This window comes from Dorea sp. AM58-8 (genome assembly GCF_003464045.1).
Lineage (GTDB): Bacteria > Bacillota > Clostridia > Lachnospirales > Lachnospiraceae > Claveliimonas > Claveliimonas ammoniilytica.
This window is the reverse complement of record NZ_QSDM01000001.1, coordinates 22415-48890: the sequence shown is the minus strand read 5'-3', so window position 1 is coordinate 48890 and position 26476 is coordinate 22415. Positions and strand designations below refer to the sequence as shown.

General features: G+C 36.4%; 19 protein-coding genes and 1 pseudogene. All 20 read right to left on the bottom strand.

Features of this window, described 5'->3' with window-relative positions:
- Positions 1-390: 390 nt before the first annotated feature.
- The 20 genes and pseudogenes from DXA18_RS00240 to DXA18_RS17220 all read right to left on the bottom strand — a co-directional run bounded on the left by DXA18_RS00240 (position 391) and on the right by DXA18_RS17220 (position 26415).
- Entirely contained in the window at positions 391-3249 is a 2859-nt protein-coding gene (locus DXA18_RS00240; RefSeq protein ID WP_118382183.1) for a DUF6650 family protein, read from the bottom strand.
- Between the two features lie 892 nt (positions 3250-4141).
- The gene (locus DXA18_RS00235; RefSeq protein WP_243006971.1) at positions 4142-5677 is read right to left on the bottom strand and encodes an ATP-grasp domain-containing protein; all 1536 of its coding nucleotides are present in this window, start codon (positions 5675-5677) and stop codon (positions 4142-4144) included.
- A 259-nt stretch (positions 5678-5936) separates the two neighbouring features.
- Positions 5937-8987 carry a DEAD/DEAH box helicase gene (locus DXA18_RS00230; RefSeq protein WP_118382182.1) on the bottom strand — a complete coding sequence of 1017 codons (3051 nt, stop codon included), beginning with the start codon at positions 8985-8987 and terminating at the stop codon, positions 5937-5939.
- Positions 8984-9790 (bottom strand): Hachiman antiphage defense system protein HamA, encoded by an 807-nt coding sequence (locus DXA18_RS00225; protein ID WP_118382181.1) that lies wholly within the window; start codon positions 9788-9790, stop codon positions 8984-8986. Before DXA18_RS00225 ends, DXA18_RS00230 begins: the two co-directional genes overlap by 4 nt.
- 14 nt (positions 9791-9804) lie before the next feature.
- Complete coding sequence (locus DXA18_RS00220; RefSeq protein WP_118382180.1) at positions 9805-11292, bottom strand: hypothetical protein; 1488 nt, start codon at positions 11290-11292, stop codon at positions 9805-9807.
- Positions 11293-11295: 3 nt separating this feature from the next.
- Positions 11296-13140 carry a DNA-methyltransferase gene (locus DXA18_RS00215; RefSeq protein WP_118382179.1) on the bottom strand — a complete coding sequence of 615 codons (1845 nt, stop codon included), beginning with the start codon at positions 13138-13140 and terminating at the stop codon, positions 11296-11298.
- Positions 13140-13346 carry a hypothetical protein gene (locus tag DXA18_RS00210; RefSeq protein ID WP_009243564.1) on the bottom strand — a complete coding sequence of 69 codons (207 nt, stop codon included), beginning with the start codon at positions 13344-13346 and terminating at the stop codon, positions 13140-13142. Before DXA18_RS00210 ends, DXA18_RS00215 begins: the two co-directional genes overlap by 1 nt.
- Positions 13346-14953 carry a hypothetical protein gene (locus DXA18_RS15910; RefSeq protein ID WP_243006970.1) on the bottom strand — a complete coding sequence of 536 codons (1608 nt, stop codon included), beginning with the start codon at positions 14951-14953 and terminating at the stop codon, positions 13346-13348. Before DXA18_RS15910 ends, DXA18_RS00210 begins: the two co-directional genes overlap by 1 nt.
- Before the next feature lie 119 nt (positions 14954-15072).
- Complete coding sequence (locus DXA18_RS15905; RefSeq protein ID WP_243006969.1) at positions 15073-16215, bottom strand: DEAD/DEAH box helicase family protein; 1143 nt, start codon at positions 16213-16215, stop codon at positions 15073-15075.
- A 74-nt stretch (positions 16216-16289) separates the two neighbouring features.
- Positions 16290-17180, bottom strand: coding sequence for a Fic family protein (locus DXA18_RS00200; protein ID WP_118382178.1), 891 nt, complete (start codon positions 17178-17180; stop codon positions 16290-16292).
- A gap of 309 nt (positions 17181-17489) precedes the next feature.
- Entirely contained in the window at positions 17490-17732 is a 243-nt protein-coding gene (locus DXA18_RS00195) for a TnpV protein (protein WP_243006968.1), read from the bottom strand.
- Positions 17733-17752: 20 nt separating this feature from the next.
- On the bottom strand, positions 17753-17878 hold the full coding sequence (locus DXA18_RS16275) for a hypothetical protein (protein ID WP_278337050.1): 126 nt from the start codon (positions 17876-17878) through the stop codon (positions 17753-17755).
- Positions 17879-18271: 393 nt separating this feature from the next.
- Positions 18272-20089, bottom strand: a complete 1818-nt coding sequence (locus DXA18_RS00185) for a DUF6320 domain-containing protein (RefSeq protein WP_118382177.1) — start codon at positions 20087-20089, stop codon at positions 18272-18274.
- Positions 20086-21034 (bottom strand): annotated as a pseudogene (locus DXA18_RS00180) (alpha/beta hydrolase). The gene DXA18_RS00185 and the pseudogene DXA18_RS00180 overlap by 4 nt, the downstream one beginning before the upstream one ends.
- Before the next feature lie 143 nt (positions 21035-21177).
- On the bottom strand, positions 21178-22326 hold the full coding sequence (gene iadA, locus DXA18_RS00175; protein WP_118382373.1) for a beta-aspartyl-peptidase: 1149 nt from the start codon (positions 22324-22326) through the stop codon (positions 21178-21180).
- Positions 22327-22358: 32 nt separating this feature from the next.
- A complete protein-coding gene (yfcC, locus tag DXA18_RS00170; protein WP_118382176.1) occupies positions 22359-23879 on the bottom strand; it encodes a putative basic amino acid antiporter YfcC in 1521 nt (506 codons plus the stop codon).
- Positions 23880-24120: 241 nt separating this feature from the next.
- Positions 24121-24495, bottom strand: coding sequence for a desulfoferrodoxin family protein (locus DXA18_RS00165; protein ID WP_118382175.1), 375 nt, complete (start codon positions 24493-24495; stop codon positions 24121-24123).
- A gap of 31 nt (positions 24496-24526) precedes the next feature.
- Positions 24527-25069, bottom strand: a complete 543-nt coding sequence (gene rbr / locus DXA18_RS00160; RefSeq protein WP_118382174.1) for a rubrerythrin — start codon at positions 25067-25069, stop codon at positions 24527-24529.
- A gap of 22 nt (positions 25070-25091) precedes the next feature.
- Positions 25092-26132: an alcohol dehydrogenase gene (locus DXA18_RS00155; protein WP_118382173.1), complete on the bottom strand. Its 1041-nt coding sequence runs from the start codon at positions 26130-26132 to the stop codon at positions 25092-25094.
- 178 nt (positions 26133-26310) lie between these two features.
- On the bottom strand, positions 26311-26415 hold the full coding sequence (locus DXA18_RS17220; RefSeq protein WP_243006967.1) for a DUF4130 domain-containing protein: 105 nt from the start codon (positions 26413-26415) through the stop codon (positions 26311-26313).
- Between the last annotated feature and the right edge of the window lie 61 nt (positions 26416-26476).

The window sequence follows — 26476 nt, the reverse complement described above, 5'->3', positions numbered from 1 at the left end:
ACAAAGCAAAAAATATAACTATTACAAAGAAATGTCTCCCAGAAGAACTCCTTAATGAAATTGATTCTTCCCTTTTTGAAAACTAAAGTGATAGATTTGCTCTTTAATGAATAATTTTTGTGAATTGACGACTCCGTTGCCATCATACATAACACAGCAAAATGCATTTCAAATTCATTTTCTCATATAATAATAAGACGTGAGATTTCTCCCACGCCTTTACATTATTTCAGCTATTCCGATTCAATCTCCCAAAGGTATAAATTATTCAATAATTCTCAAAAAAGCCCATAAAATCAAGATTTTCGCAACGTTCTTTAAACATTGCCGTAGCACAATAAGAGTTCTCCACATACACTAAACAATACCTACATAAAAAGTTTCAAAAATCTACTCTTCATTTACACCTTTTTCAACTTCATCACAAACCATTCTAACAACGAAATTGGCATCATGTTTACATTTTGACATAACATACTCTTTTGTTCCATCAGTAATCCCTTTTATTTTGTGAAGATGTCGCATAATCAAATTTTTGATATATACACTATTAGAATCAATAAGATTCACCAACTGGTGGTTTACGATACCGCAATTCTCTGGATTCCGAGACATGGTAAGAAGAATGCGTGTGGCATTCCATCTGATATCTGTGTATTCAGAACGTAGCCACTGTAAAACATTCTGAAGGATAATCGCCTCCACTCTGGCTGGTAACATAACATCGTCTGAATTCTCCAAATATTTAATGATCAGTTGAGTTACTGCGATTGTTGTTGCAACATCGTCTTGAATATACGGCATCAACTCGAGGATATCAGTATATACATCTTTCCCCATAGAAATATATAATAATTGCAATCCAATCTTCAAGGAAATGCTATCGATATTAGATGAAATAATCGAATTTTCAGCAACTTCAATGGCCTTCTGCTGCTCAAACAGTTTCTCATATACATCTTTATTTCTTGTATAATCTTCGGGATATTTTATTGCAATGTAAATAAGCAGTGCTATCGCATCAAGTTTTGTGGAAATATCTTCCTTGGAAATCAAAAGGGTATCTGTAACTACGGATACAAGCGTGTCCATAATATCTGCATCACATATATATTCTTTTCCCAACAAAATAGCTCTAACGGTTGCAATTTCACATGTACCATGCCCGAAATACACGCCATCTTTCCCCTGCACTTCATTATTTTTTCTAATACGATCTACATATTCTCGCACAAATACAGGCATATCTTGTTTTTCATCTTCTGTAGTTTCTAATTTATAGATATCTCCATAATAGTTTGGTAAATATTCAGCTATCTTTTTATCCATTTCCTCTGTAAAAGTACGATTTTGCTTTCTAAGAACACATAAAAAGAAAGGAGAATAATTTATCTGCTTTCGTTCCTCTTCACTATCAAGCACACGATTAATATGCTCAATTAATGCTTTTGCGGAATCATTACTCATTTTTCGAAGATCTATGCAATTAGCGATGAACTCAAACATATCCATATACCAGCGACTATAATGCCTTTCAATGAATTGACAACATATTTCGCTCAGCGTATCTTGCGACATACGATAGGCCACACCTGAAAGACACTTGAATATGTTTTGACCTACAGACACAACAGAAGTATCGCTACTCAACCAAGATTTAATTTCGGCAACAATGGATTTTTCATAATAATCATAACGCTTATCATCCAGAAAATAGCCTACTGAACCAAATGACAGCAGTTGGCTGCTTAATCTTTGATGTTTTATTGGATAATTTAGACAAAAATCCATAATTGATGCTGCTTCATCAGCATTCAAGTTATTAAGAACCTCCGGATAGGAGTCCTGAATACCCTTAATTTCCTTTTCTTTTCCCGCAAAAATTGCAAGTTTGTACAAATTAAGTCTGAGATTCCAATCATCATATTTACAACTCAAATAAAATACAAAGTCCCTGATTTTCTCATAAATAAGCAAGATATGCGTCAATGAGCCATTATACATAGATACAATAAGCGAACTTGCAAGCATTTCACCATATTGATCTAAGTTATTGCCTATGGTGACTGCATAAGGTGATCCTGTTTTCTTTTTATACAAACCCTCTATGTATTTTTCATGTAGCGATTCATGGATGCGATCAAGAATCGGATAATAGAGTTCTTCACTACTTTCTGTTAATTCCTTTTGTGCCGGTGGATCAGAACACTCATTTCTTACAATGCAACGAGTCCAATGCTGATTGCGCAGATCCACCAGAATATCTTTTATGACCCAAGTAGGTTGATTTGTTTCTTTTGCACAATTTAAAGCCGTTTCAAGATACTCGATACATTTTTCGATATCTCCAGCAAAATATGCTTGAATTGCTTGCCAACGAATTTGAACCACTCGATAATGGTCTTCATCTTGTTGCGTTTTTAACGCATCCAGATACATTGCAATATTGAAGTGTTTAATAGATCTACCTTCAAATAATATTGGAAGAAACTGGATTCCCCATTCATCAAATTCGCTAGTTTTTTCCGTTTCACCTGTGTATCTACCTCGGGAATATCCAAGCACAAACTTCAACAAATAATCTCTGCATTTATCCACATTTTTTAATGTAGATTTAGGAATTGTAGGAAGCTGGTATTTTTCAGTACCAACAACATCTACCGCTTGAACTTCATCATTCTCGCCAGAGTTCAAAACTATTCTGCCAGTACAATAATAATGATATATAGCAATGATATCATCTATCAATGCTTGAGCTCCATCTTGGACTAATTCTTCAAAACGGTGAACGACTTTACTTTTGGCAAAATGTGCTCCCATTAAGCTTTGTTCAAGTGCCGTTTTTTCTTTTTGTATTTCATCACAGAAATAATACAAAGCCTTAATATTATGTTTTTTAACAGTGTCGATTTCTTTCTGTACTCCTGGCGTAATTCCGTCTTCATTATCTATTAAGAAAATGCAGATATCGCTATCTTCCAATGCCAATATATAGTGATCACCAGCTGGCAACGTGGACGCACCGTTACTCTCAAAAGTGTATACATCAGCTAACTGCGTACTTTCAATAGCACTTTTTAAGTCAGCTCGTACTTTATCATATTTCTCCACACCACATATTGAGCTGATAAAAACCTTTATTTTTTGCCCTGGTGAAATCATCAACGGAATATTTTGCTTCTCAGACTTAGTATATTCCCATGAAAGTCCACCGACAGGCGTGCTTATTCCTGTAACCCTAATCCCCATGACGTTTCTCCTTATCTTCGCTTACGCAACCTCTTTTAATTTCTTGATATCATTTTTACCAAACTCTTCACAGAACAGCATATCACATCATTCATTGCAAGTTCACTTGCAATAATAGAGATATAACACCTCATACGTAAAAAGGAGTGTGATACTTAACCACACTCCTCTAAGAATTTCTTTTAAAAAGAGTTTTCTGCTGGTTGTCAGCCTCGATATCCAGTTAAGATATCAATAACGACGTGGAAATCATTAAGTCCCCCACGTGGACTACAACTTCATCCAAGTTGCCAGGCTCGATATCCAGTTAAGACATCTAATGAGATGGAAGTTTATCCTGCTCCATCTGCAGCTCAACTTTTAACGATGCTCTTACATCGAGAACATTTCTATTCTTGCTTTTATTATACTCAATCATTAAAAAAATTCAACACAAACCAGCATATTCTAAATATTTCCAATGCCAAAATCGTTTCCTGTTAATTTGATCTATCTCTTTATTTTTTATGTTATTCCGATCCGGTCTTCCAAAGGTATAAATAAGGTGTAAATTATTCAATAATCCACAAAAGTCCAATAAAATCAAGGCTTTCACGGCATCCATTAAACATTGCCGTGGCAGATGAATAATACTTTTATCATTGTTGCATAACCTCGCATTTCTTAGTTTTTCTTGGTATTTCGGACTTTGTGAGCCTTTGTGAATGTTTACTTTTTGGCATAACCTGGTTTATTTTCGCATAATATTGTCCGCAAAAGGTGTAAAATAAGGTGTATGTTTTTATCGGAAAATTGGTTTTATAGAAGACTGTGTAGATTCTGATTTGCTAATACTTGGACACTTTATCTCTGTTCTAACACATACAAAAGCACTATCTTACAGCCACATTATTTATTCTAACTTAATCCACCATCCGTCTCCATCTTTATAGCCATACTTCTTCATAAAGCTTTCAAGCTGTTTGACAGTTCCGGAATTGAGCTGACGTTCTGCAAGAAGTCCTTCTTTCTTTGCTGCAACCATAATCTTTTTGTCGAGCAAATCCATTATTTCACCCCAAGCTTCCACAATTTCTTTTACTCTGATATACTCTTCGGATTCTTCTTCATAATCATACAAATCATCTTCAATATACCAGAACTTATTGTGTACCTGTACATAAACATCAACCAGTTCTTGAGTACTACTGATGCTTGCAATATCTAATTGCATTTGCTCAACTGACTTATCCGGCATTGGATCTCCAACCAATATTGCAGTTCCGTCTGTAAAAAGCTCTTTAGCCGAAATGCGTTCTTCTTGTTCAAATGATTGATAAAAATCCTTTGCTTCGATTTGCTGTAATCCAGAAACTTGACCATCACCAAATTCCATGATCATTAGCTCTCCGTCATCTTTCCGTGCTATATCAATTGTTACAAAGTTGCTTCTAACTTTTTTTGCAATGCATTCTATCCAACTAATTTCAGCGTCGGATAATCTTACATCCTCTTTTTCCGTCCAGTAGTTATCCATTATCAGAATTTTTCCAGCGTAAACGAATATTCTATATTCTTCTGATATAGGCATTCCACTTCTTTCATGAAATCCAATTTGATGTAAGTCCATAAATTTTCGTAGAACGATTCCGCCTACCAATGAATCACCTTGACGTTCTACAAAATTTCTGATTACTCTTGTTGTATTCGCAATATCCGAAATATTTTTTTTAAAACATGCATCATACCATTCATGTTTTCTGCTCTTAACATAGTCTTTTACAATATAAGGACCATTTAATTGTTTAGCCTTCAACAATATATTTTCAACATTTCCCTCAGCCTCCCATACTGACTGCGCAGTTTCTTCTGCAAAGTCATCATACCATCCAGGTAACGTGTGATACCTCTCATATTCCTCTGGAGTATTAATCAGATAAATTCCTTTCTGTTCCAGTAACTTATAGAAATCCGAATACATTTCCGGCTTCATCATCCAACCACGATAAATTGTAAGACCAGATATCTCTTCTCCAAACAATGAAAGCTTACCTCTTTCCATGTCTTCATAGCTGAATAATGCACAAGAGTGATGTAACCCAGCCTCTTGATACTCATCTTCATAGTCTTCATCAACTTTTCTTTGATACAGCGGATGATTACAAAAAATGAATTTAATCTCCTTCAGATTTTTAACAAGTATATTTCCAAAGGGATCCTCGCCGTTTATTTGCTTAAGCATTAATCCAAGAGGCATATCTTCAAAAGTCTTTCCTTCCGGTATCTTTCTTCTAAACATTTCGATTCCACTAACTTCAAATCTATTTCCCCTAAGATCAGACAGAAGATCTCCCATGTGAACATTTGCACCTTTACTGATTTTTACTGTATAAATAACGCCATGGCCTGTTATTTTAAATCGATCTACTATTCTTAATACATCACCCATAATATATAAAATGTCCTCTTCATTCAATCTATTATAATTAACTTCTGAAAGAATGCTATTAATAGCGTTACGATACTCTTCGTTCTTACGTAAAATAGCTAAATTCTTCCATATGCGGGTTCGTATATCAGCTAATTCATCAGTGTACCCAAGTGTCATCCTTACAAAATTGACAGATCTGCTATTTCTAATTTCTTGTGTAAAAGAAATTTCTATTTTTAATGCACATTCAGCAATCTGTAAATACAGTATGCTACCTTTATTTCATCAACACAGATAATCTATCCTTGAAATATTCCGGATACGAATCAAGACAACTAAAGATTTCTTCACTATGAGCTTTCAACATATTAAGTATCTTGTCCGTTCCAATATTCGCATCAGATAAAATTTGAGCTAATTCTATAGCTAATAGACGATCATTAAAAATACTCTCACAAATAGAAATTGCTGTCATATTTGGAACGCCATATTTTACTTTCTTTTGTAACAATGTCAAGATGTTCCTTTGATCAACTTGCTCCTCATTTTCTTCGTCAACTTCTATCAGATCACAGATATTGCCGATAAGAAAATTCATTTCATATGAAATTCTTTTATTACATAATGATTCTACTTCTGCAATTCCAATAGTTTCTTTGTTGTTAATTTCCGTTGGAGTCTGGCCATCAATCCATTTTTTACAAATGCTTTGTATATGCTCTTGGTATCTAAAGTCTCCACAGATTTGCAGATACAATTCTGCAATAACAGATAACAGTTCTGTTTCTGTATATATCTTCTCTGTAAGTTCATTCTGAACAATCCATTCCTCTATTAGAGAAGACAAACCTATTCCTGACATTGCATTAGAATATCTGCTCAATTTTTCAACAGAATATTGTTGAATATTCTCTTCTATCTTCTGAAAAACTTTAATCAGTAATTCTTTCTCTTTTTCTGTTGCCATAGCATACGCCAATGTATTTGTACAAATATCCACAGCACTTTTCTTACTATCATTGACCAATGTTTCTGCGGAACGTACTAAACACAAATAATTTTCTATATTTGATATAATATCCTGACGCAATAATATTTCCTGCACAATCAGATTTTGTGTTCTTTTGGGATTGGTTTTTAAGTATGCTTTTTCTAACTTCTTTGCGTAATCAAGCAAGAAATCTCTTTCGTCAAGGTGATCTATCACTCTATCAATAAATTTCTCACCACTTACGGTCACATCATAATCTATGTTAAAATTCTGGACTAACGAAAGAATAGAACTGCCACAAGGTTCTGTCAATTTTGCATCAAATAGCTTCACACAATCATTCCATAAATATCCTCCACCATTTTTCCAGTTGGTACGGTTGTCGTATATTTTGCAATCCGTAATAATAATACTTCCTTCTGTGTATATACCTGCTCGTGCTGTTCTACCCATCAAGTTTTGAAAATCTCGAGCTTTTACTAATTGCAATCCATTTCGAATGCTGGTAACCAATAAATATTTTATCGGAATATTCACACCCTGTGCAAGCGTCGATGTACACACTACGCAAGAAACATATTTATTCTTCAACGCATGTTCAACAACAAGCTTAACTCCATTTTGAAGATTAGATGAATGAGGCAAAACACCCAATTCCGCTGCTTTCGTATAATAGTGCTCTGAACCATAATAGCTTTCTATAAATCCCTTGATTTTGGAAAGTTCTGCTTGATTTGTATTATCTTTTAATGCTTTCAAATCATAGTTTCTCTTATCCAAATTTATAATTCTTTCAAATACCGTTTTCATTGAACGCTGCTGCCCGAGATAGATAGCAACACCGCCGTTATGACACAACTTTATTGCATTATAAATGGCCACATCTGTAGATGATGATAAATCTGGAAAATATTTATTACTTCTTTCTCGGGGTAACTTCTTCAATTGTTCAACTCGAAGGATTCGGGGAATATAATAATCTTCATTTGATTTATCATCAGAAAAGAAATGAATATCCCTTTGTGTCGATGAAAATCCTATTGATTTAGGTGTAGATACAATACTATCATCTGTCGCCAAACAACCTCTATCCTCAAACAACCACTGTGCAATATCCCCTGAATTTGGCAATACCGCAGATAGCAAAACAAACTGCTGTTCGCTCGTTATGTTCTGACGTATATGTGTTACTAATAACTCATATGTTGCACCTCTACCTCCATCATCAAACATATGACCTTCATCAAACACAAATAAATCTATAGCACTTAAAAAAAACGGATCATGATGTAATACATAACTCAGTTTCTCTGGCGTACATATTAGTATCTGCCGTTTAATATCTTCAGAAAAAAAATTCCAAAAATCATTTTGAAGTACATCAGAAAACTGATTTATCGTGACATCATTTCCAAAAGCTTTGTACATATCCATTGTTATTTCGTTGCACAATGCTCTTAATGGTGCCACTATAATAGCAATATTCGCTCGTTCAGATAAAAAAGCTGCTCTAATAATTAGTTCAATACTTCTTGTCTTGCCTACCCCTGTCGGAAGTTGAACAATAGAGCTTTCTCCACGCAACAATCCCTTTTCGGCTATTAATCTTTGTGCTGGCCATAACATCTTTATTGACATCTTACTTTGTAGATATGGCTCCCATTCTTCATCCGGGATACCTGAACTACTCGGCAAAAGACTCCATGACGAATTTTCGCACGCCACAATAATAACTGCCACTAATATATCTACATAAAATATACTATCCGGATCTCCATTCTCGTATATTTCATTTCTATATACCCATAAGTTTGACTTTAATGCTTCTAAAGACTTACCCTTTCCAAAGTAATCCAAGAAAAAATTATTTATTCGCTCATAAGTATCTATAACTCTCAAATATGGCAAATACACTCCACCCAGAAGATAATTATAGAGATTCGTCAACAATTTCTGCGGAGATCGCTCCTCATCAATTAAATCAACTACTCTTGCTGTCAACACTTTAGCACTACCAAAATCTTTTCTTAGGAAGTAGGCAGATGCTCCAGATAGCAAAAAATCCCAATCATATTCTGGTCTATCTTTGGACTTAAAAGCTGAATCATAATATTCTGCAGTTGTAATCAAAAGTGACTCCAGCTCTTTTAATTCGTCATGATTATTTTCTATAATACATTCTGAGTATCGTGACAGCACATAAGTTGTTGGATACGATAATTCATTAGAATTCAACGGAAAATGTGGATACTCCTGCTTTGAAACATCGTATTCTACCATTTTGGCCTTTGCTTTTTGATATTTTAACATTAAGCCTGCATTTTTCCCAAAAATCATTTACAACACCTCTGGTAAATGTTATGAGCCAATTCCATCAACTTTTTACCATGTACATAAAAAATCAGTTCATTTTTTCTAATTTCAAGTTCTTCACCAGAAAAATCTAATTCTATGGCATCATCTACGTTTTCACGACTACTAACTCCTGCAGCTACATATGTAATACGATAATTATTATCTGGTTTAAATAAGAATCTCTTTACCTCTTCTGCCTCTTCTATTTTGCCCAGTTCTTTTAATCGCTTTCTGCAGTAGTTTACTGATCTTGCTAATCGATGTTCATCTTTTCTGGAATCGATAATTGCATTTTTGATTGGTGCGTACTCCGTATTAGAGAGGGTAGCTTTAACTTCTGCTGCTACCAATTCATCTTTATCATTTGGAGTTTTATCTTCTTTTTTGTACTTATATGCAATGACATCAGTTCCTTGTTGTGAATTGTTTTTCCCGGATCTGTTCTTCAATTTATATCTCGGAACAGAATACTGATGAACAAACTCTAATAAATCGGAAATTAAAATTTCTGTTATGTCTGCAGAACGTACCGTAGCTCCCAATTCTTCTCCTTTTTGTGGAATTACATAATCATGCAAATACTGTTCAACAGTCATTGCATTGTCATCTGCGTCTTCTTTAAGTTCAGTATCTTCTATGTAATTTCTTCGAATGTGCAATGCCCAGTCATCAAGAATACTTTCATCATCTTTATAATCAATTTTATAGCATTTTAGCGGTATGTCATCTTTAATTACAATACCAGTTTCTTCAACTATCCAATCGATGTATTGTGGCTTTTCCATGTAGTATTCCTTTCCTAACTTTTAACCTTTATACAGCCTTCAACAACATCCGGATTATTCTTAGATGTGATTTTATATGGTATCTCATCAATCTCATTTTTCACAAAAAGGATTGTCGGGAAAGCAACAGTTGTATTATGTTTTATATAATCTACTTTAAGCTTTACAATATACTTATCTTCACTTGAATAGAATCCATAACAAAACACATCTTTTATCTCATCAGTGAAATCATCACTATAATCCGGAACATATCCAGGCAAACCATATGAACGTGCTCCATACGAAGTTCTTCCATTTTGCTCTGATTCTGAATATTCAATATATTCAGATGTGCCTTCAATTCCGAACAAAATACTCATATCACAATCTGTAAGCAAATATCCCATCTCTGCATTATTAAACTTAGGGAATTCACCTAATGTAAGCAAGGATTCTTTTGGAACTTCAAACATAATTTCAGCATCTTCGTCAATGGCCTTACCACAATTCTGAATTGCTAATTTAATACAATTCATTCCAGAAAACGCTTTCTCAACCGGAGCCCATTCCAAAGCTTTAGAAATAGTTTCATGCAATCTTTTGATTTTCCAATATTTCTGCTTTTCTTCGGACGTTCCATTCAACTTAGGACCACTGAGTAGATTTGATGTTAAAGTATCTTGGTTTAAATTTCCAAGTTCAAAAAAGGAATCGGACAACTCACACTCCAGCTGTTCAGCCACAGCAGTAATAAACTCTTTCTCATCTTCATCTATGTCAACAGGGCTTGTAAATCCAGCAAAAAAAGTATTAGCTGTAACAGATCTACCACCTACATTCATATCAGAAATCTCCTGATACATATTCTTAATCGAAGTAATGTATTCTTTCATGGTAATCTCTGCATTTAACACGAATGGGCATACCACCGCTTCTTCAGTCAATCTTCCAGTTTCGTCAATACCTAATAACTTTAACTCAGAACGATATTCATTGGCTGTTTCACTTACCCTCTTTTCTGTCAAAAAATGCATGGAAAGATGAGCAAAAAACATCTTTTTAAATTCTTCGTCGGATGAATAAGTGAAATATATTCCTTTGTCTTTATATTTGTCACGGAATGCTTGTATTTTCTCATAGCCGTCACCATTTATTTTTGATGGTGGGATAGGCTTATCCGAAAAATACATAAACACTTGTTTTCCAGATTGAAGCATAATTTCAATTTCTTCTTCTGTTCCAGAACCATACTCATCAGTAGGTGAGCCAAATCTTGTCCAGAAAATCGCAACTGCTGCATCACATTTATTTACAAACTGCTCGTTAAGTAATGCCTGTGGTTTTCCTCCAGACTGAGCATAAGAACTCTTACTCCAATGGCGAGTTTTTATTGTGATTCCTAAAGTTTCAGCATATAATTCATTAAACTCATCTACTGCAGATTCAATCAATGTAACTTCTTCCTTAATATCACCTGGACAAGAAATCAAAAGGTTATATAATGTCACATTTTGAGCCATTAATTACACCTCCCAAACAGTTTCATCCCCACAAATGTTACGAATTTTAAGTCGGAGAGGTTTCTTTGTGCTGCGTATGTAACCATCCCAGAACTCCTTGGTTTTATTGCCGTCTACGATAACATAGCCATTTTTATCAATCTTGATTTCACTATCAGAATGCCACTCACCACCGTTCGCAGTGCAATCCAGGCTAAGGAATTCAATAAGTTCCAAGCCTTTTTCACTGATTTCAATCGATTTATACGGTTTCTTCGCAGAAGAATTAAGGAATGCTTTCTGATTGAATTCTGCAATTTTAGACAACACACGATCACTCATAAATTTATCAATAGCAACAGCATATCCGCCTGCAATTTCTTCTGCATGGAATTCTGCATAATCACCAATGACAACATCATCAAGAATTGATTTAAGATCACGCAATTCAATTTCTACAGTCGTACTGTCATCTTCTTTGATGAAATTCATAATCTCCACTTCATCAGTAATGTCGATATAGTAAACAATAACCTTTTTAATGTCATTATCCAATTCTGGAATCGCCTGATGAATAATACGGTTCATGGTCACTTTATCAAGAAGTTTGGATGCGCTGTCCATTAAATTTGGCACGTAAACAGGAATTGTACCAAGCTTGCTATCAGAGATAGCACCTTCCCAGAAAGAATCCAGAGAATCTTCATTTTTCAAGCCAGGAATCAAAGATTTAATTTTATCCATTGTCTGAACCGGATTACGATAAAGTTGAACTCCATCTTTAATTTCCAGCACATCGAATTCAGCCCCATCTGCGACAAGACGATCACGGGTTGTCTGAACAGAATTCAATCCAATATCACAATGAATAAATTTTCTGCCAAGTTTATTTGCGCAGACTGCAGTTGTTCCGCTACCTCCAAAAAAGTCTGCAACTATTAAATTTATATCCGAAGAAGCTTGAATTGCCCTTTCAATCAATGACTCTGGTTTTTGCGTAGCATATCCAACCGGTTCTTTTTTATCTGCAGGTTGAAGCATAGACATTCTCCAGACATCATCAATAGTCTTTTCTGATGATTCCTGGTAAATTACTCTACCATTTTCATCTTTTGCATTCACAAGCTTTTGAGTTTCAGAATCCCAAACCCTTTTAATTTGTTTAATAGTTTCATCTCTCTTTTCCTTAATGGGCGAGAAAATGTATATATCGCTTTTTGTATACAGAAAAATTACATCATGATTAGATGCAAATCTGTTTACATTCCCCTGCATTTTATTGTAGTAATGCCAAACAATTTCATTCAGAAAATGTGATTCTCCAAATACTTCATCCAATAAGATTTTTACATAATGACCTATATGCCAATCAAGATGAACATAAATAGATGCCGTTTCGCTCATTATAGACTTAATCGCCATAAGATTTTCGTACATCCAGTTCAAATATTTTTCTTTATCCCATACATCACCGTACATCTTTTCTTCAAAAGCTTTCAATTCATCAACATCCAACTCTTGTTCAGCCTGTGCAATAGCTTCTGCTACTTTCGGATTTCGACGAATATATACTTTCTTTGCATAGTCAGCACCACTGGCAAATGGTGGGTCAATGTAAACAAGATCAACCTGAATACCCTGCTCCTTCAGATAAGCGCAAGCAGAAACACATTCTCCACGAATAACCATATTGCCGTCAGCGTTTTCGCCCACGGTTTCCTGTTTTTCCATTTCATACAAAGGCATACCACGCTGTAATGTCATAGAAACATCGTCAGCGCCTTTATATCTCAATATTCTATTAAAATTTCCAAGCACAGCTTGTCCTTCCACCGGCTCCGGTATAAACGGTACATATTTAATTGGCATTATTTGATTCCTCCATTTTTCATATAACTTACAAATTGTTCAAAAGAAATTGCCATACTATATGATGTTATAAATTCTTGTGCCAATTTTGCTTTTTGTATGTCATCCAACTCGTCTAATGCCTTAATAAAATCAAGCAATTTATTTTTTGCATTAGTATATTTATCATCAAACTCTATGCCTACAGTAGGTCTAATTCCATTCATTACGCTTTCTCCTTAAAAAACTCACAGATTTTTTGATGTGTCTGTGTCAATCTATCTTTCTCTGGCATCGTATCTTCCAAATACAGGTAATCAAAACGTTCATAACCATACGCAGCATTATTCTGTTTTGAAAACTCTGTTTCCATAAAATTCTTCTTATCTTTAAAGACTGGATCTTTGGCATAAATCTGCCCCTTGGTTTCCACTACAATAACCTTATGGATAACGCCATCTTTTCGTTTAATGATAAGGAAGTCCGGTGTGTAAATACCAATGTAATTCCATTTTCCACTGGTTTTCTTATAGCACTTGATCTTAAACTCCGTCATAGCACGGTCGCCATTGTAATACACCTCCAGACCTAATTCTTCGATAATATCGAAGGACAGTACTTCTCTTAAAAATGTTTGTTCAAAACCACTGTCTGTACGATATGGCAAGTAGTGGAACGAACGATTCTTATTTGGGTGAGATGATACACGCTGTTGCAATTCCAAAACGATTCTATCGTTTCCAGTTTCTATAGCGAGATCAATTAACTGCTGTGTCTTTTTATCAACTTTCAATTTTCCCTTATCGTCAGCCATTATGTTTTCAACAACATTCTGTCTTGGATAGTAGTCATCCAGATTATCTGCATATATCTCAGAAGTAAAATTCGCAATATTCAACAAATTAGCTTCTTCTGGTACCAGTTCTTCTATTGTATTGAAATCCGTTTTGTCACAAAAAGCTTTGCGAATATTGGCTTCTATCAACTTTTTATTGTACTTCGAACTGAAATATCGTGAGCCACCTTTTTCGTATGTGATTTTTTCATATACTACTTTTAACTGCTCTGTATATGCATTTAATTCTGCCATGGAAAGTGTTCCAAATCCACTTCTCATAATGCCATAAATCCAAGAATTAAAGGTTGCATATTCTGTACCATATTCAGCATCATCCACCTGGATACTGATATTATTTACATTCATAGAAAGATCTGTTGTTTTGATAATATTACCTGCAATTTGCGCTGAATCAACAGATTTTTCAATAGAAACTTCAGGATTTGCCTTTTCCACAGTAAGTGTATCATAGCTGATTTTCAGCTGATAAAACTCTACTTTAGGCAACTTTAAATAAGCCGTACGATTATAACGTTTCAAAGTAGTCTTACTGTTGTCTGCAGAAGAAAATTCTTTAAGCGAAATATGGTGCTGCCGCTCAAGCTGCATATTTAATTTTTCGGCATTGCTTTCATTCAAATATATCAGCGCCGTTTCCTGACCGTTTTTAATCACCTGACGCAAGCATCGACAAGATGTCTGTAATACCATATTGGTTGGGCAGTCTCCTTCTTGAGAAAGAATAATACCTGTAAGACTTCGACAGTCCCAACCTTCTTTACCAATCTGCACAAGCAAAACAATACGAATTTTAGAAATAGATTTATCCAAGATATCAAACTGCATCTGACTATCAGCCGACATCTTATACTGTTTATTTCCTTTGTGGAATTTAAGTATAACATCAGTACCAAGGCCATATTCAGCTACAATACGGGATACCTGTGGATATACTGTTTCTTCTAATTTTTCGATAGTACCGCAATAAATACCCAATTTAGCTGTTAAACCATCTGCATAAACAGTGTCTTTATAAGTATCAAGAAATTCTCTGACACCCTTTTCAATAATAAGGCTGCTATCTGCAATATCTGCAATTTTTACAACTGGACGTTTTAGAAATTTCCTACACCGTCTATAAGTGGATAGTAATACACAATATTTGTGATTTCAGCTGTACCAATGGACAATGAATCTACAACTTTTATTTTTTCAACTTTGTCTAAATATGGAGTACCAGAAAAACCAATTACAGAATTGACTGTATGATTCTGCGCCCATCTTGTAACTACAGCACGAAGCTTAATTTCATCACTTACTGCATGATGAACTTCATCAATAAAGATAGACAATGATGGTAACTTACCAATTAAATTACGAAGTTCATTTGCCTGTCGGTCTTTATCGTCCTCGCTTTCTTCAAACATATTTATCTGTCCCTGTTTTTCCTGAATACGGTCAAGAATTACTTTTTCCGCATTAGTAACAGCAACAAGACCAAACAACTCAGAAAGCGGCTGATGATTAGCGATTTTCTGAACATTTGGATTTTTTATCTTATTTGATTTTTTTGCAGTTTTGCTTTGATCCAACACTTCAAAAGAAATCATCCTCTTGATGTCTGTTGCTGCCGGCTCCGGAAGAATCCATGATGGATTAAAGTTTTGTATTGTTTTAAGACTTGGAACCACTGATGATTTCAAACCTGATGGTGCAAATATGATAAAGTTATGTGCAAATGCTGGATTTGTTGGCTCGTTATAAGCAAAATATAAATCCAAGTAAATAAATGCCGCCATCAAATACGTTTTACCAGCACCCATAGGAAGGCTAAACAGATAATCCGTATAGGAAACACCATAAAACGCATTACGAAAGAATTCATTATAATCAATTCCCGCTGGCTCTTTCTTTATCTGTTTTTCCAGTTTTTCAGATACCTGTTCATCTTTATCATTTGTCAAACATGCATATTCAAACAATGCCGCAGCCGCTGGATTCTGAAACAAATATTCACGAGTGGATTTTGACAATTCTATCTCATTCAAATTAATAGAATTAAAGAATCCCTGTCTAAACAGCTGTGTCAACGGCTTACATTCACAGGCAATTTTTAGAAACAGATATACCTTAATAGCCTCAATCTGAGCATCACGCATCTGCCCTGCTTTCTCTATATACTCAATTATGCTTTTAACCGTACACCGTTCTGATTCATACCATTGTGTACACTTATTTTCTATCATTTTATAGAACATGTATTTACTCCTGTCTTTGAAATGTATATCATTATTTTTTCTCAAAGCACAAATTTTTTCACTTTGAATCACGTTTAATATACAATTCTAAAATAATCCAAATACGCTTTATACTTGTCCTGTGCGGTCAAGCAGGTATCTGTCAGATAGCCTTTTTCGTTGTCCCATTCCTTCAATCCACGATAATAGAACATCTTCAAATTGTCCTCAATAATGAACGGAACGATATTATACTTCAGACACTCCTTAAACATGATTAATCTGCCCACACGCCCGTTGCCGTCCTGAAACGGATGAATCCTCTCAAACTTCGCATGGAAGTCCAGAATATCCTCAAAGGTCTTTTCTTCTTTGGCGTTATATTCTGTCAGCAAGGCCTTCATTTTATCGCCAACTTCTTCCGGAAGAGCTGTATCCCTGCCGCCAACTTCATTCGGTATCTTTTTATAATCGCCTACGGCAAACCAATCTTTTCTGGAATCACTGGCACCGCTCTTCAAGATCAGATGAAGTTCTTTGATAAACTTCTCTGTCAGAACTGCCTTTGCATTATCAATAATCATATCAATACAGCGGAAGTGATTTACCGTTTCGATCACATCGTCCACATTCAGCACATCTTTTTCTACACCGATGGTGTTGGTTTCAAAGATATATCTGGTCTGATCATGGGTCAGGCGGCTGCCTTCAATATGATTAGAGTTATATGTTAAATCAATCTGTGTCTTATGATAAATACCACCGGAATACTTACTTACCTTCTGCTCCTGCAGAATATCCAGCAATGTAATTGGCTGCTCTTTCTTTTTATTGGAACGCTCCGGCTTTTCTGCATTTTCGGGAATATTCCAAGTCTTGCCGGTAAGAAACGCACCGTTTACTCGTCCCTGAGCACAGTAATTTCTGACACTGCGTTCCGATACATCCCATTTTTTCGCTATTTCAGTAACCGAAAGGTATCGCATCTGCTCTCCCCCGTTATAAATCGAATCTAAATTTATACTTTACTATGATATAGTATACTTCATTATCGGCAAAATATCAAATATTCGCAAGTAATATTTCTCTTTATTTTTGCCGTTTCCGGTATTTTTATTATCTACAATATCACCAGAAAATATATAATAGTGTGATACGAATCACATTTTTATAAATAATTATGTGTTTCTGATTCTTTTTGCTCAATTCCTTAAAGTAAAATTCTGTTTTTCAATTTTACCGGAAATTTTGCCGATAAAGAAACCAGCCCGTTTCCGAGCTGGTTCTATTTCAAATCATTCATAAATTACTTCTCTGACCACTACTTCCTCCGCCATCTCTTTCAACAGATTCATGTGCCTTACCAAAGCCATAGTGTCTGTTTCCTTATCCGGTTCCGGATTCTTTTCCAGCAATCCAGCCATTATGACTTCCACTCTTTTCTCTGCAATTGCCTGCACTTCATGTGGATACAACTCATCGCAAGTAGGTTTTACCTCTGATTCGCTTTTCTTCTTAAATATCTCAAACAGGCCCACATTCCAGTCTCCTTTGAGCATCAAACCTTGTTCAGTTCTGCTCTTGCAGCGTTCAGTTCCTCCATGCGAATCATCTCCTCCTTGGCATCTTCTAAGCCGAGGTGGATGTAGGTATTCATGGTCACACCGATGTCGGAATGACCCATTCACTCTTTCCGACAGGATCAATGGTTTTTTAATAAGATCTTCTTTTTTATAAACTCTTTTTCTGCCACCGGATATTCTAGCACCATCACAACTGTATACTGGTACCGATAGATTATATTGAAAGCTTCTGTTATTCCTTCTCAAGTGCGGTTTTGCTTCCAGATTACTGGTTGCAGTTATTTGCCCTATCTTTTCTGAAATGGATGCTACATACAACAATACCCATTCGTTATTGTGAATGGCGGCTTGTATTCTCCCATATAAACACCTCGTCTATCTTACGTATTATCTTACGCATTATCTACCTCTATTGTACAGAGTCTGTATTGAAATATCCATAATCATATTATGCCAGTTTTCATTTCAAACTTTTAAGTCTCATAAACTTGTTTTTATACGTGCAGATTTTTCTGCATCTCTTCTTTAAATTCTCTTCCTTTAAACAATATCAGTGCTACAAGAAACAGGAAACATATTAACGCTCCAAACATACTTACTGTTGGATTTTTCACCACTTTGCATAAGAGTAAGATTACCGGAATGATCAATCCGTATCCGGCAGCCATAATTTCGTAAATAAGATACTCTCGCACAGGGCTTTTCTGCACTTTGGCGGTTACAAACATCGCTGCAAGTGTAAATACACTCATGATCGGCAGCACAAAATCTACAGACCAACTGTGCCAACCGGTCTGCGCATCCCAGATAAAGCAGATAATGGTACCGATAAAAAGCTGCCACATCGCATTTTTCAGCAGGTTATAGCGTTTAAAAAATCCAATCGATGAGGCAATCCACATTGTCACAATGCCTCCGGCTGTAAATAAGGTCCAGCGAATTCTAGGATGGAAATCAAACTCCGTAACAAGCATTGCTGCAACAATTGCAATACACAGAAAGCTATAGATCTTATAGACTTTCATTTCCTGTTCGCTTGGCTTACCTGTCTTTGGAAATTCAGGTTTTACTTTTTCAGATGTAATTCCCTGTTCTTTTAACAAGCGATAAAAATTACGTTCAATATTCACTGTATCGTATCTGGATGTAAATGCAAATGATAATTTATCCTGGAAGGAACACAAACACAATTCAAGCTTCGGGGTGTTTGTATATACGCCAAATCGCTCAATATAAGGCACATAACTTGCAGGCATTTTAACCGCACTCATATTAGAAAAGATTGCTGTTGTGTTCTTCTCTGAATATTTTGCCCCAGCCTGAATACATAGATTTTTCAATTCCAAAGGTGCAAGCCTCAGAATCGGGTGTAATTCCAAAGCAAGCAACTCGCTGATATGCGCTGACATCTTTTCTTTTGTCAGTTCTGTCTCAAAAAATTCTTTCGTATATTTCAGTATTGCCTCAAAACTTTGATCTTGTGTGGTAAAATTATATCCTGGTTCAATCCAATTAAAAAAGTTCAACATCGATGAAGACGGAAAAAACTTTCTTAAGTTAACCGGAACCATTAACACGACCGGCTTTTTCTTTTGCATCTTAGACATTTCTTCATTTATTGCCATCATAAATAATGCTGTCAAAAAGATTGTCATAGATACACCGAGTTCCCTGCTCCGCTCCAACACTGCCTGAACTGAAACAACAGATTCATGAACATGCAGATGATTTCCGTCTTTCTTTTTTCTCCGTATCTGGAAAGCATGTAGTTTTCTTTTTTTCGGTCGTTTCTGATCTTTTGAATAATATTTCAAAAAACTATCATCTTCTTGATCTTGTACCGTCATATCTTCTGGTAACAATGAAACTTGTTCTAATCCATCTTCTTTGTGAATAAGATAGAGATAATTTTTTACCAGTTCTTTTAAAAATTCTGTCGCTCCTGTGCCATCTGTCAATACATGGAACACTTCGAAGTTGATTCGTTTTTTATAATAGGTTACTTCAAAAAGCAGGGTCTTCTTATCCTTTATATAGAGTCTGCTACAAGGCTCTTTGTACTCTTCCTTTACAATCGGCCGTAAATTACATGGCTCAAGATAATGCCAGAATAATCCTTTGCGAAGCACCATTAAAAATGTGGGAAATGTTTCTATCGTCTGATTCAATGCTTCCTGCAAAACATCAGGATTTACTTCTTCTTTCAATTCACAGTAAAAACGAAATACCCTCGTATCTTTTTTATTACTGGCAGCAGAATATAATTTTGCTGCATTATCTAATTTTCTCCAACGTGCTTTTTTCTTACTCACAGTGTTTCCCCTTTCAGAAATTCATTGATATAGGTGAAACTTTCCTGTACATGAAGCTGCTTGATCCCCAACGCAAAATATCCGTGTAGTGCATCTTTGATCCGATGTATCTCCACATGATTGCCAGCCTCTTTTAAGCGCTCCCCATACGCTTCCCCTTCATCTCGAAGCGGATCAAATTCACATGTAAGAATCAACGTATCCGGTTGATTCGTTAAATTTTCTGCTATGTATGGTGCAAAATAAGGATTCTTCTTATCCTCTTCATTTCTCGCATAAAGATTAATATAATCTTGCATTTTCCCAGCTGTCAGAAGATAATCTGTTCCATTTTCCTTAACAGATGGAAATGGTGAATTCTCCGTATAATCATTATATGTAGCCGGATAGATCAGTATCTGTCTGTTCGGCCTAAATTCTCCGCGATCTCTAGCCATCAAAGATAATGCTGCACAAAGATTCCCTCCGGCACTATCTCCGATCAATGTAATATTTTCCGGTTTTATGTTGAGCATAAAATCACCGGAATATAAAGCTTTGGCAACCGCATAACAATCTTCCAGACCAGCCGGAAATTTATCTTCCGGTGCCAGTCTGTATTCAACTGCAACTACATACTGTCCGGTTGCATTAGCAAGTCGAGCACAAATTCTTTCATAATTATCAATGCTCTCTGTTACCCAGCCACCGCCATGTATAAACAAAAGTAACTTTTTATCTTGAGTATTATGCTTCTTTTCTTCACTCTCACGAAAGCTCTTTTCAGTTGGAAAGAAAATACGAATCGGAACTGCATGACTCCCGTTATATATTTTCTCATCTATTTTTTATAAAAATCTTCATTGGATCCAATCTTTTTAAATCTGCCATATGACGAAATGCTTCCACTTCTACACCATCAAAGGATAATGCTTTTAAAATTTTCTTTGCAGTCTGATTGATCAATACTATATTCTCCTTATATTCATTCTTATGTCTATAAAAGACTACGAGCCTATTATATCATAAAGTGCTCTATATAGTGAATTTAATATTGAAAAAGCACCAGTCAACTAGATGACTGATGCTTCTTCTAACATCAATGGGTTTTATTTTTTATAAACTGTATTTCCTTTTGCAATTACTTCAACAAGATGAAGCTCTTGATCAAGAATACAAAGATCAGCATCATAGCCTTCTTCAATCTTACCTTTTCCTTTGAGACGAAGAGTCTCTGCAGGATTAGATGTGATCGTAGAAATAGCTATTTCTAATGGGATTTCTGCTTTGAACACGCATTCCCTTACTTCCTTCAGAAGGCAGCTGGACTGTCCAACGCCCATTCCAAGGAATTCGCCATCGCTACTGTACATCGGAAGGCTTCCCTGTCCATCAGAAGAAATGGTCATACGGTCAGGATTTACTCCTGCATCTAACATCCGTTTGATACCATTACATACACGTACCTCATCACAGATAGTTTCCCAATAGTCAATATCTTCATTTCCGGTAAAGTCTACTGCTCCGCCTTTCAACGCATACTCAATCGACTTGCCAAAAAGCATCTCATTTCGATTAATATGTGTTGGCAGTATTTGAGAAGCCGGTATCTCTGTCTCATCTACCACTCGTTCAATAAGATCCAAGCATCTTGGGCTGTTGCCAAGATGAACATTTACAATACCAGCTTTCCCGGAAAGGACACCGCCAAGTCTTGTATCTGCAACAACACGTGTAAATTCCTCAAAGGTTGGCTGTGAAGAACGATGATCAGAGATTGCGATTTCTCCAGTTCCAATGATTTCCTGAATCATCATAATATCTTTCATAATACTATCAGTCAACGTGCGAACCGGAATCTGATAACTGCCTGTATAACAGTATGCAGACATTCCCTGCTCATTCAATCCTTTTGTCTTTGCAACCAGTGCACATATATCACGACCGATTCCATCTGTTCCAAGACAGCCAACAACTGTTGTTACTCCAAACTTCGTAAGTCCTTCCATAGTTGCTTCCGGAGTACGATTGGCGAATCCACCTTCGCCACCGCCTCCGAGCACATGAACGTGACTATCAATGAATCCCGGAGTTAAAAGTAAGCCCTCTCCATTGATCATTTCTGCCTCAGAAAGAAATCCGTCTGCGGATATAGAACCTGCATCTTTGATCTTAACAATCTTATCATTGACTGTAAGTACATCTTTTTTTCCCAGATGCTGTGGGGCATAAACATCAATATTCTGAATTAATTTCATCATAAACCACTCCCAATTATCAAATGCATGTTTTAGAATCCAATTCCAACTGCAACAAGAACTGTAATGATTGCACCAATCATTAAGACGCCAAGGAATTTCCACATGAATTTAATCCAGTTAGACCACTCAATCTTTGCAATTGCAAGAGATCCGATCAGGCATCCGGATGTAGGAACAATCAGGTTTGTAAATGCATCACCGAGCTGGAATGCAACTACAGCTGTCTGACGTGAAACACCCAACAAATCTGACAGCGGGGCCATGATCGGCATTGTGATCGCAGCCTGTCCCGTTCCGGATACAACAAAGAAGTTGAATACGGACTGGAACAGATACATAAGTACTGCTGCAACTGCTCCGGAAACTCCAGACAGTGCATTTGAAATATTATACATAATTGTATTAATAACTGTAGGTGTTGTCGGATCAGATCCACCAAGAACCTGCATGATACCCTGTGCCATAGCAACAACAAGTGCAGCACCGATCAGGTCTTTTGCTCCATCTTTGAATGATGTTGCGATATCATTCAGTTTCATATCATTCAATTTAAAGATAACTCCGATCATACCGGAAACAATTCCCATAATAAAGAACTGTGTCGCAATCTCTGGCATGTAGTATCCCCGAGTCATAACACCCCAGATTACCCAGACTACTGTAACAGCCAGTGTCAGAAGAACTAAAATGTGTCCAAGACCAAATGAATGTCCTTCATCAATTCCTGTTTTTTCATTCTGCTCACGGAAATATGCATCCGTCTTATATGCGATTGAGATTGTCGGAGTCTTTTTGATCTTTGATGCATAGAACATCGTCATTCCACAGCCGAGCGCTGTAAATACTACCCACATTACCATACGGAATCCTGCTCCGGAAAATACATCAACACCTGCAATACCCTGTGCAATACCCACAGAGAATGGATTCATCCAGGATGAACCAAATCCAATCTGTGTTGCAACATAAGTAACAAGAACTGCGATAACAGAATCATATCCAACTGCTACAAACAACGGACAAAGAATCATAGTAAACGGAAGTGCTTCTTCTCCCATTCCGAAAACTGCTCCGCCAAGAGAAAACAGTACGAAAAGTACTGGAATCAGCAGTTTTTCAGCGCCCTTTGCCTTACGGATCAATCCGATCAATCCGGATTCGATCGCACCGGTACGGATCATGATACCAAATGCACCACCTACTACCATAAGGAATGCGATAATCTCGATTGCAGAACTATTTACGATTCCGTTATACATATAGTTAAAGAATCCTGTTCCACCATCTCCGCTAAAGAGTGCTACTCCTTCTGTTACTACATTTCCTGCATCATCTGTCAGATACTGGAAACTTCCGTCTTTGATTACTGTACGGGTTTTCTCAACACCATTAATCATGTACGAAATATCCTGTGTTTCATAAAATCCCTTTGGTACAAGGAAAGTCAGAAGCGCCGCGACAACAACTACTAAAAAGATGATAATGTAGGTGTCAGGCACTTGAAATCCTTTGTTAAAAGACTTTAACCCTTTTCCTTCTTTTTTGCTCATTTTTGAGTCTCCCTCCCATTTTTGATATACCATAATTAGTGTACCATAGAATACTTAAAATCCAACTAAAATTTACATATTTTATGTCATTTTCCTGTATTTTTATATACCCAAAGATAGGATTAGCTCTAGTAATGCAAAAATATAACGCTCCTGTCATAAAAACAAGAGCGTTATACTACAAAATCAAATACTATTTCTATCAAATCCATATTATAATGCTACTCTATCAAATAACCTGTCAGGCTTTCCACAAACCATGAAGATTACAATAAGCATAAACTTCTTCTGCCTTTTCTCCGTCACACAGGAAGAAATCAGCAGCTGGTTTCTGTTCTGGTTTAAGATGTTTTCTGTAAACACCTTCTGTCGTATTCAACGTAATCCATTCAATATAATGAGCTTCAATCATAGGATGCTCTGTCTCTCCAACAGCTACATGAACATGATTACCTGCAACTGTATATACAGGCACATGTTTTTCAACAGCAGCATCTGTTTTACCTGCTATAAGTTCCTTCATAGGTTCTCCACAACACATTACCGGAACACCTTTGTCAGTGATCTTCTCAATAATATTTCCACAATGCATACATTTAAAATATTTAACTGTCATAACAAACCCTCCTTGTCATAAACCCATCCGATTAATAGTTCTCAGCGTGTACTTCAAAATAACTCTGTGGATGATTGCAGACTGGACAGACTTCTGGAGCACTTGTCCCGACTACAAGATGTCCACAATTACGGCATTCCCAAACTTTCACTTCGCTCTTTTCAAATACCTGTGCAGTCTCAAGATTCTTAAGAAGTGTTCGGTATCTTTCTTCATGATGCTTCTCAATCTCAGCTACTGCTCTGAATTTTTCAGCCAGCTCCGGAAATCCTTCCTCCTCTGCTGTCTTTGCAAATCCTGCGTACATATCTGTCCATTCATAATTCTCACCTTCAGCAGCAACTGCAAGATTCTCCTTTGTGTCGCCGATTCCAGCTAATTCTTTGAACCACATCTTTGCATGCTCTTTTTCGTTATCAGCTGTCTTTAAAAATAAAGCTGACATCTGTTCATAGCCTTCCTTCTTCGCTACAGATGCGAAATAAGTATACTTATTTCTTGCTTGTGATTCTCCTGCGAATGCTTCCTGTAAATTCTTCTCCGTCTGTGTTCCTGTGTACTTATTTGTTGCCATTTTAAAACACCTCTCTTTTCTACTAATGCCAACATTCAACAGCTACTTTTATAACACCATCTCTCTTATTCTCAAAGAGATCATAAGCCTTTTCAATCTTACTTAGAGGATAGGTATGCGTAATAAGTGGTTCTGTATTAATCTTTCCTTCGGCAATCAGTTTCAATGTCTCTTCACAATCGCAACCATCGACTCCTCCTGTTTTAAATGTAAGATTCTTGCCATACATATCCGGAAGCGGTAAACTCTGTGCTTTATCATAAAGTGCAACAATTGTTACAATCGCATTCGCTCTTGCACATTCCCAAGCCAGATGAAAAGAAGATTCTGCTCCCGCGACTTCAAGAACCACGTCTGCGCCACCATGATCACTATGCTCACGAACATAATTGACACATTCTTCTGGTAGAACCGTCAGTATCTTCGGATAATGTTCCTGAATAAACCGGATACGTTCTTCATCTTTTTCACATACAATGATACGCTTTGGATGTTTTAGCATAACAGAAAGCAGTGTACAGATACCGGTTGGTCCGGCTCCGATTATAAGTACCGTATCTTCTTTTGTAACTTCTGAAATGCGTGTTACCCAATAACCTGTAGCAAGAACATCTCCAACTAATAGAGCCTGTCTGTCTGTAACCTCTTTCGGAATCTTATTCAGTCCCTGATCTGCGAACGGTACACGCACATACTCGGCCTGACCGCCGTCAATACGGCACCCAAGAGCCCATCCTCCATTCTCGTTTATGCAGTTATTCACATAACCGTTCTTACAGAAAAAGCATTCTCCACAAAAAGTCTCTACATTAACCGTTACCCTGTCCCCAGGCTTGACATGAGTTATGGCACTGCCAACCTCTTCCACTATCCCAACCATTTCATGGCCGACCGTTATGCCTGGAACTGCACGAGGAACACTGCCATGTTTGATATGCAGATCACTTGAGCAGATACTTGCAAGCGTTACCTTTACTATAGCATCTCTTTCCTGCATGATTACCGGTTTCGGTTTTTCTCTTAATTCAAATTTTCCTTTTGATACATATGTATAAGTCTGCATTGTTTCCCCACCATTTCAAATAATATAAAGCGATTTACTCTTTCGGATTATCTCCATCCTGATAAGGAACCGTGACCGCCGGAACAACCGCCGAAGCTGGTTCTATATAGAATCATGCATCAATCACATCTTACTTACATTATATGTTTCCATCTTACGAGTTACAAGTGAAATTTTTTTAATTCCACTGTGTGTTTTCTTTTCCACAACGGAAATAACTACGCTGACATACATAATTCTTTCGTTCATCTATCGCAATCGCACGAAAGAATGTCTTCCACATATCCGTATACTTAACATCATTAAACCGCTAATTTCCCACATCCTTTTTATTTCTCAAAAAC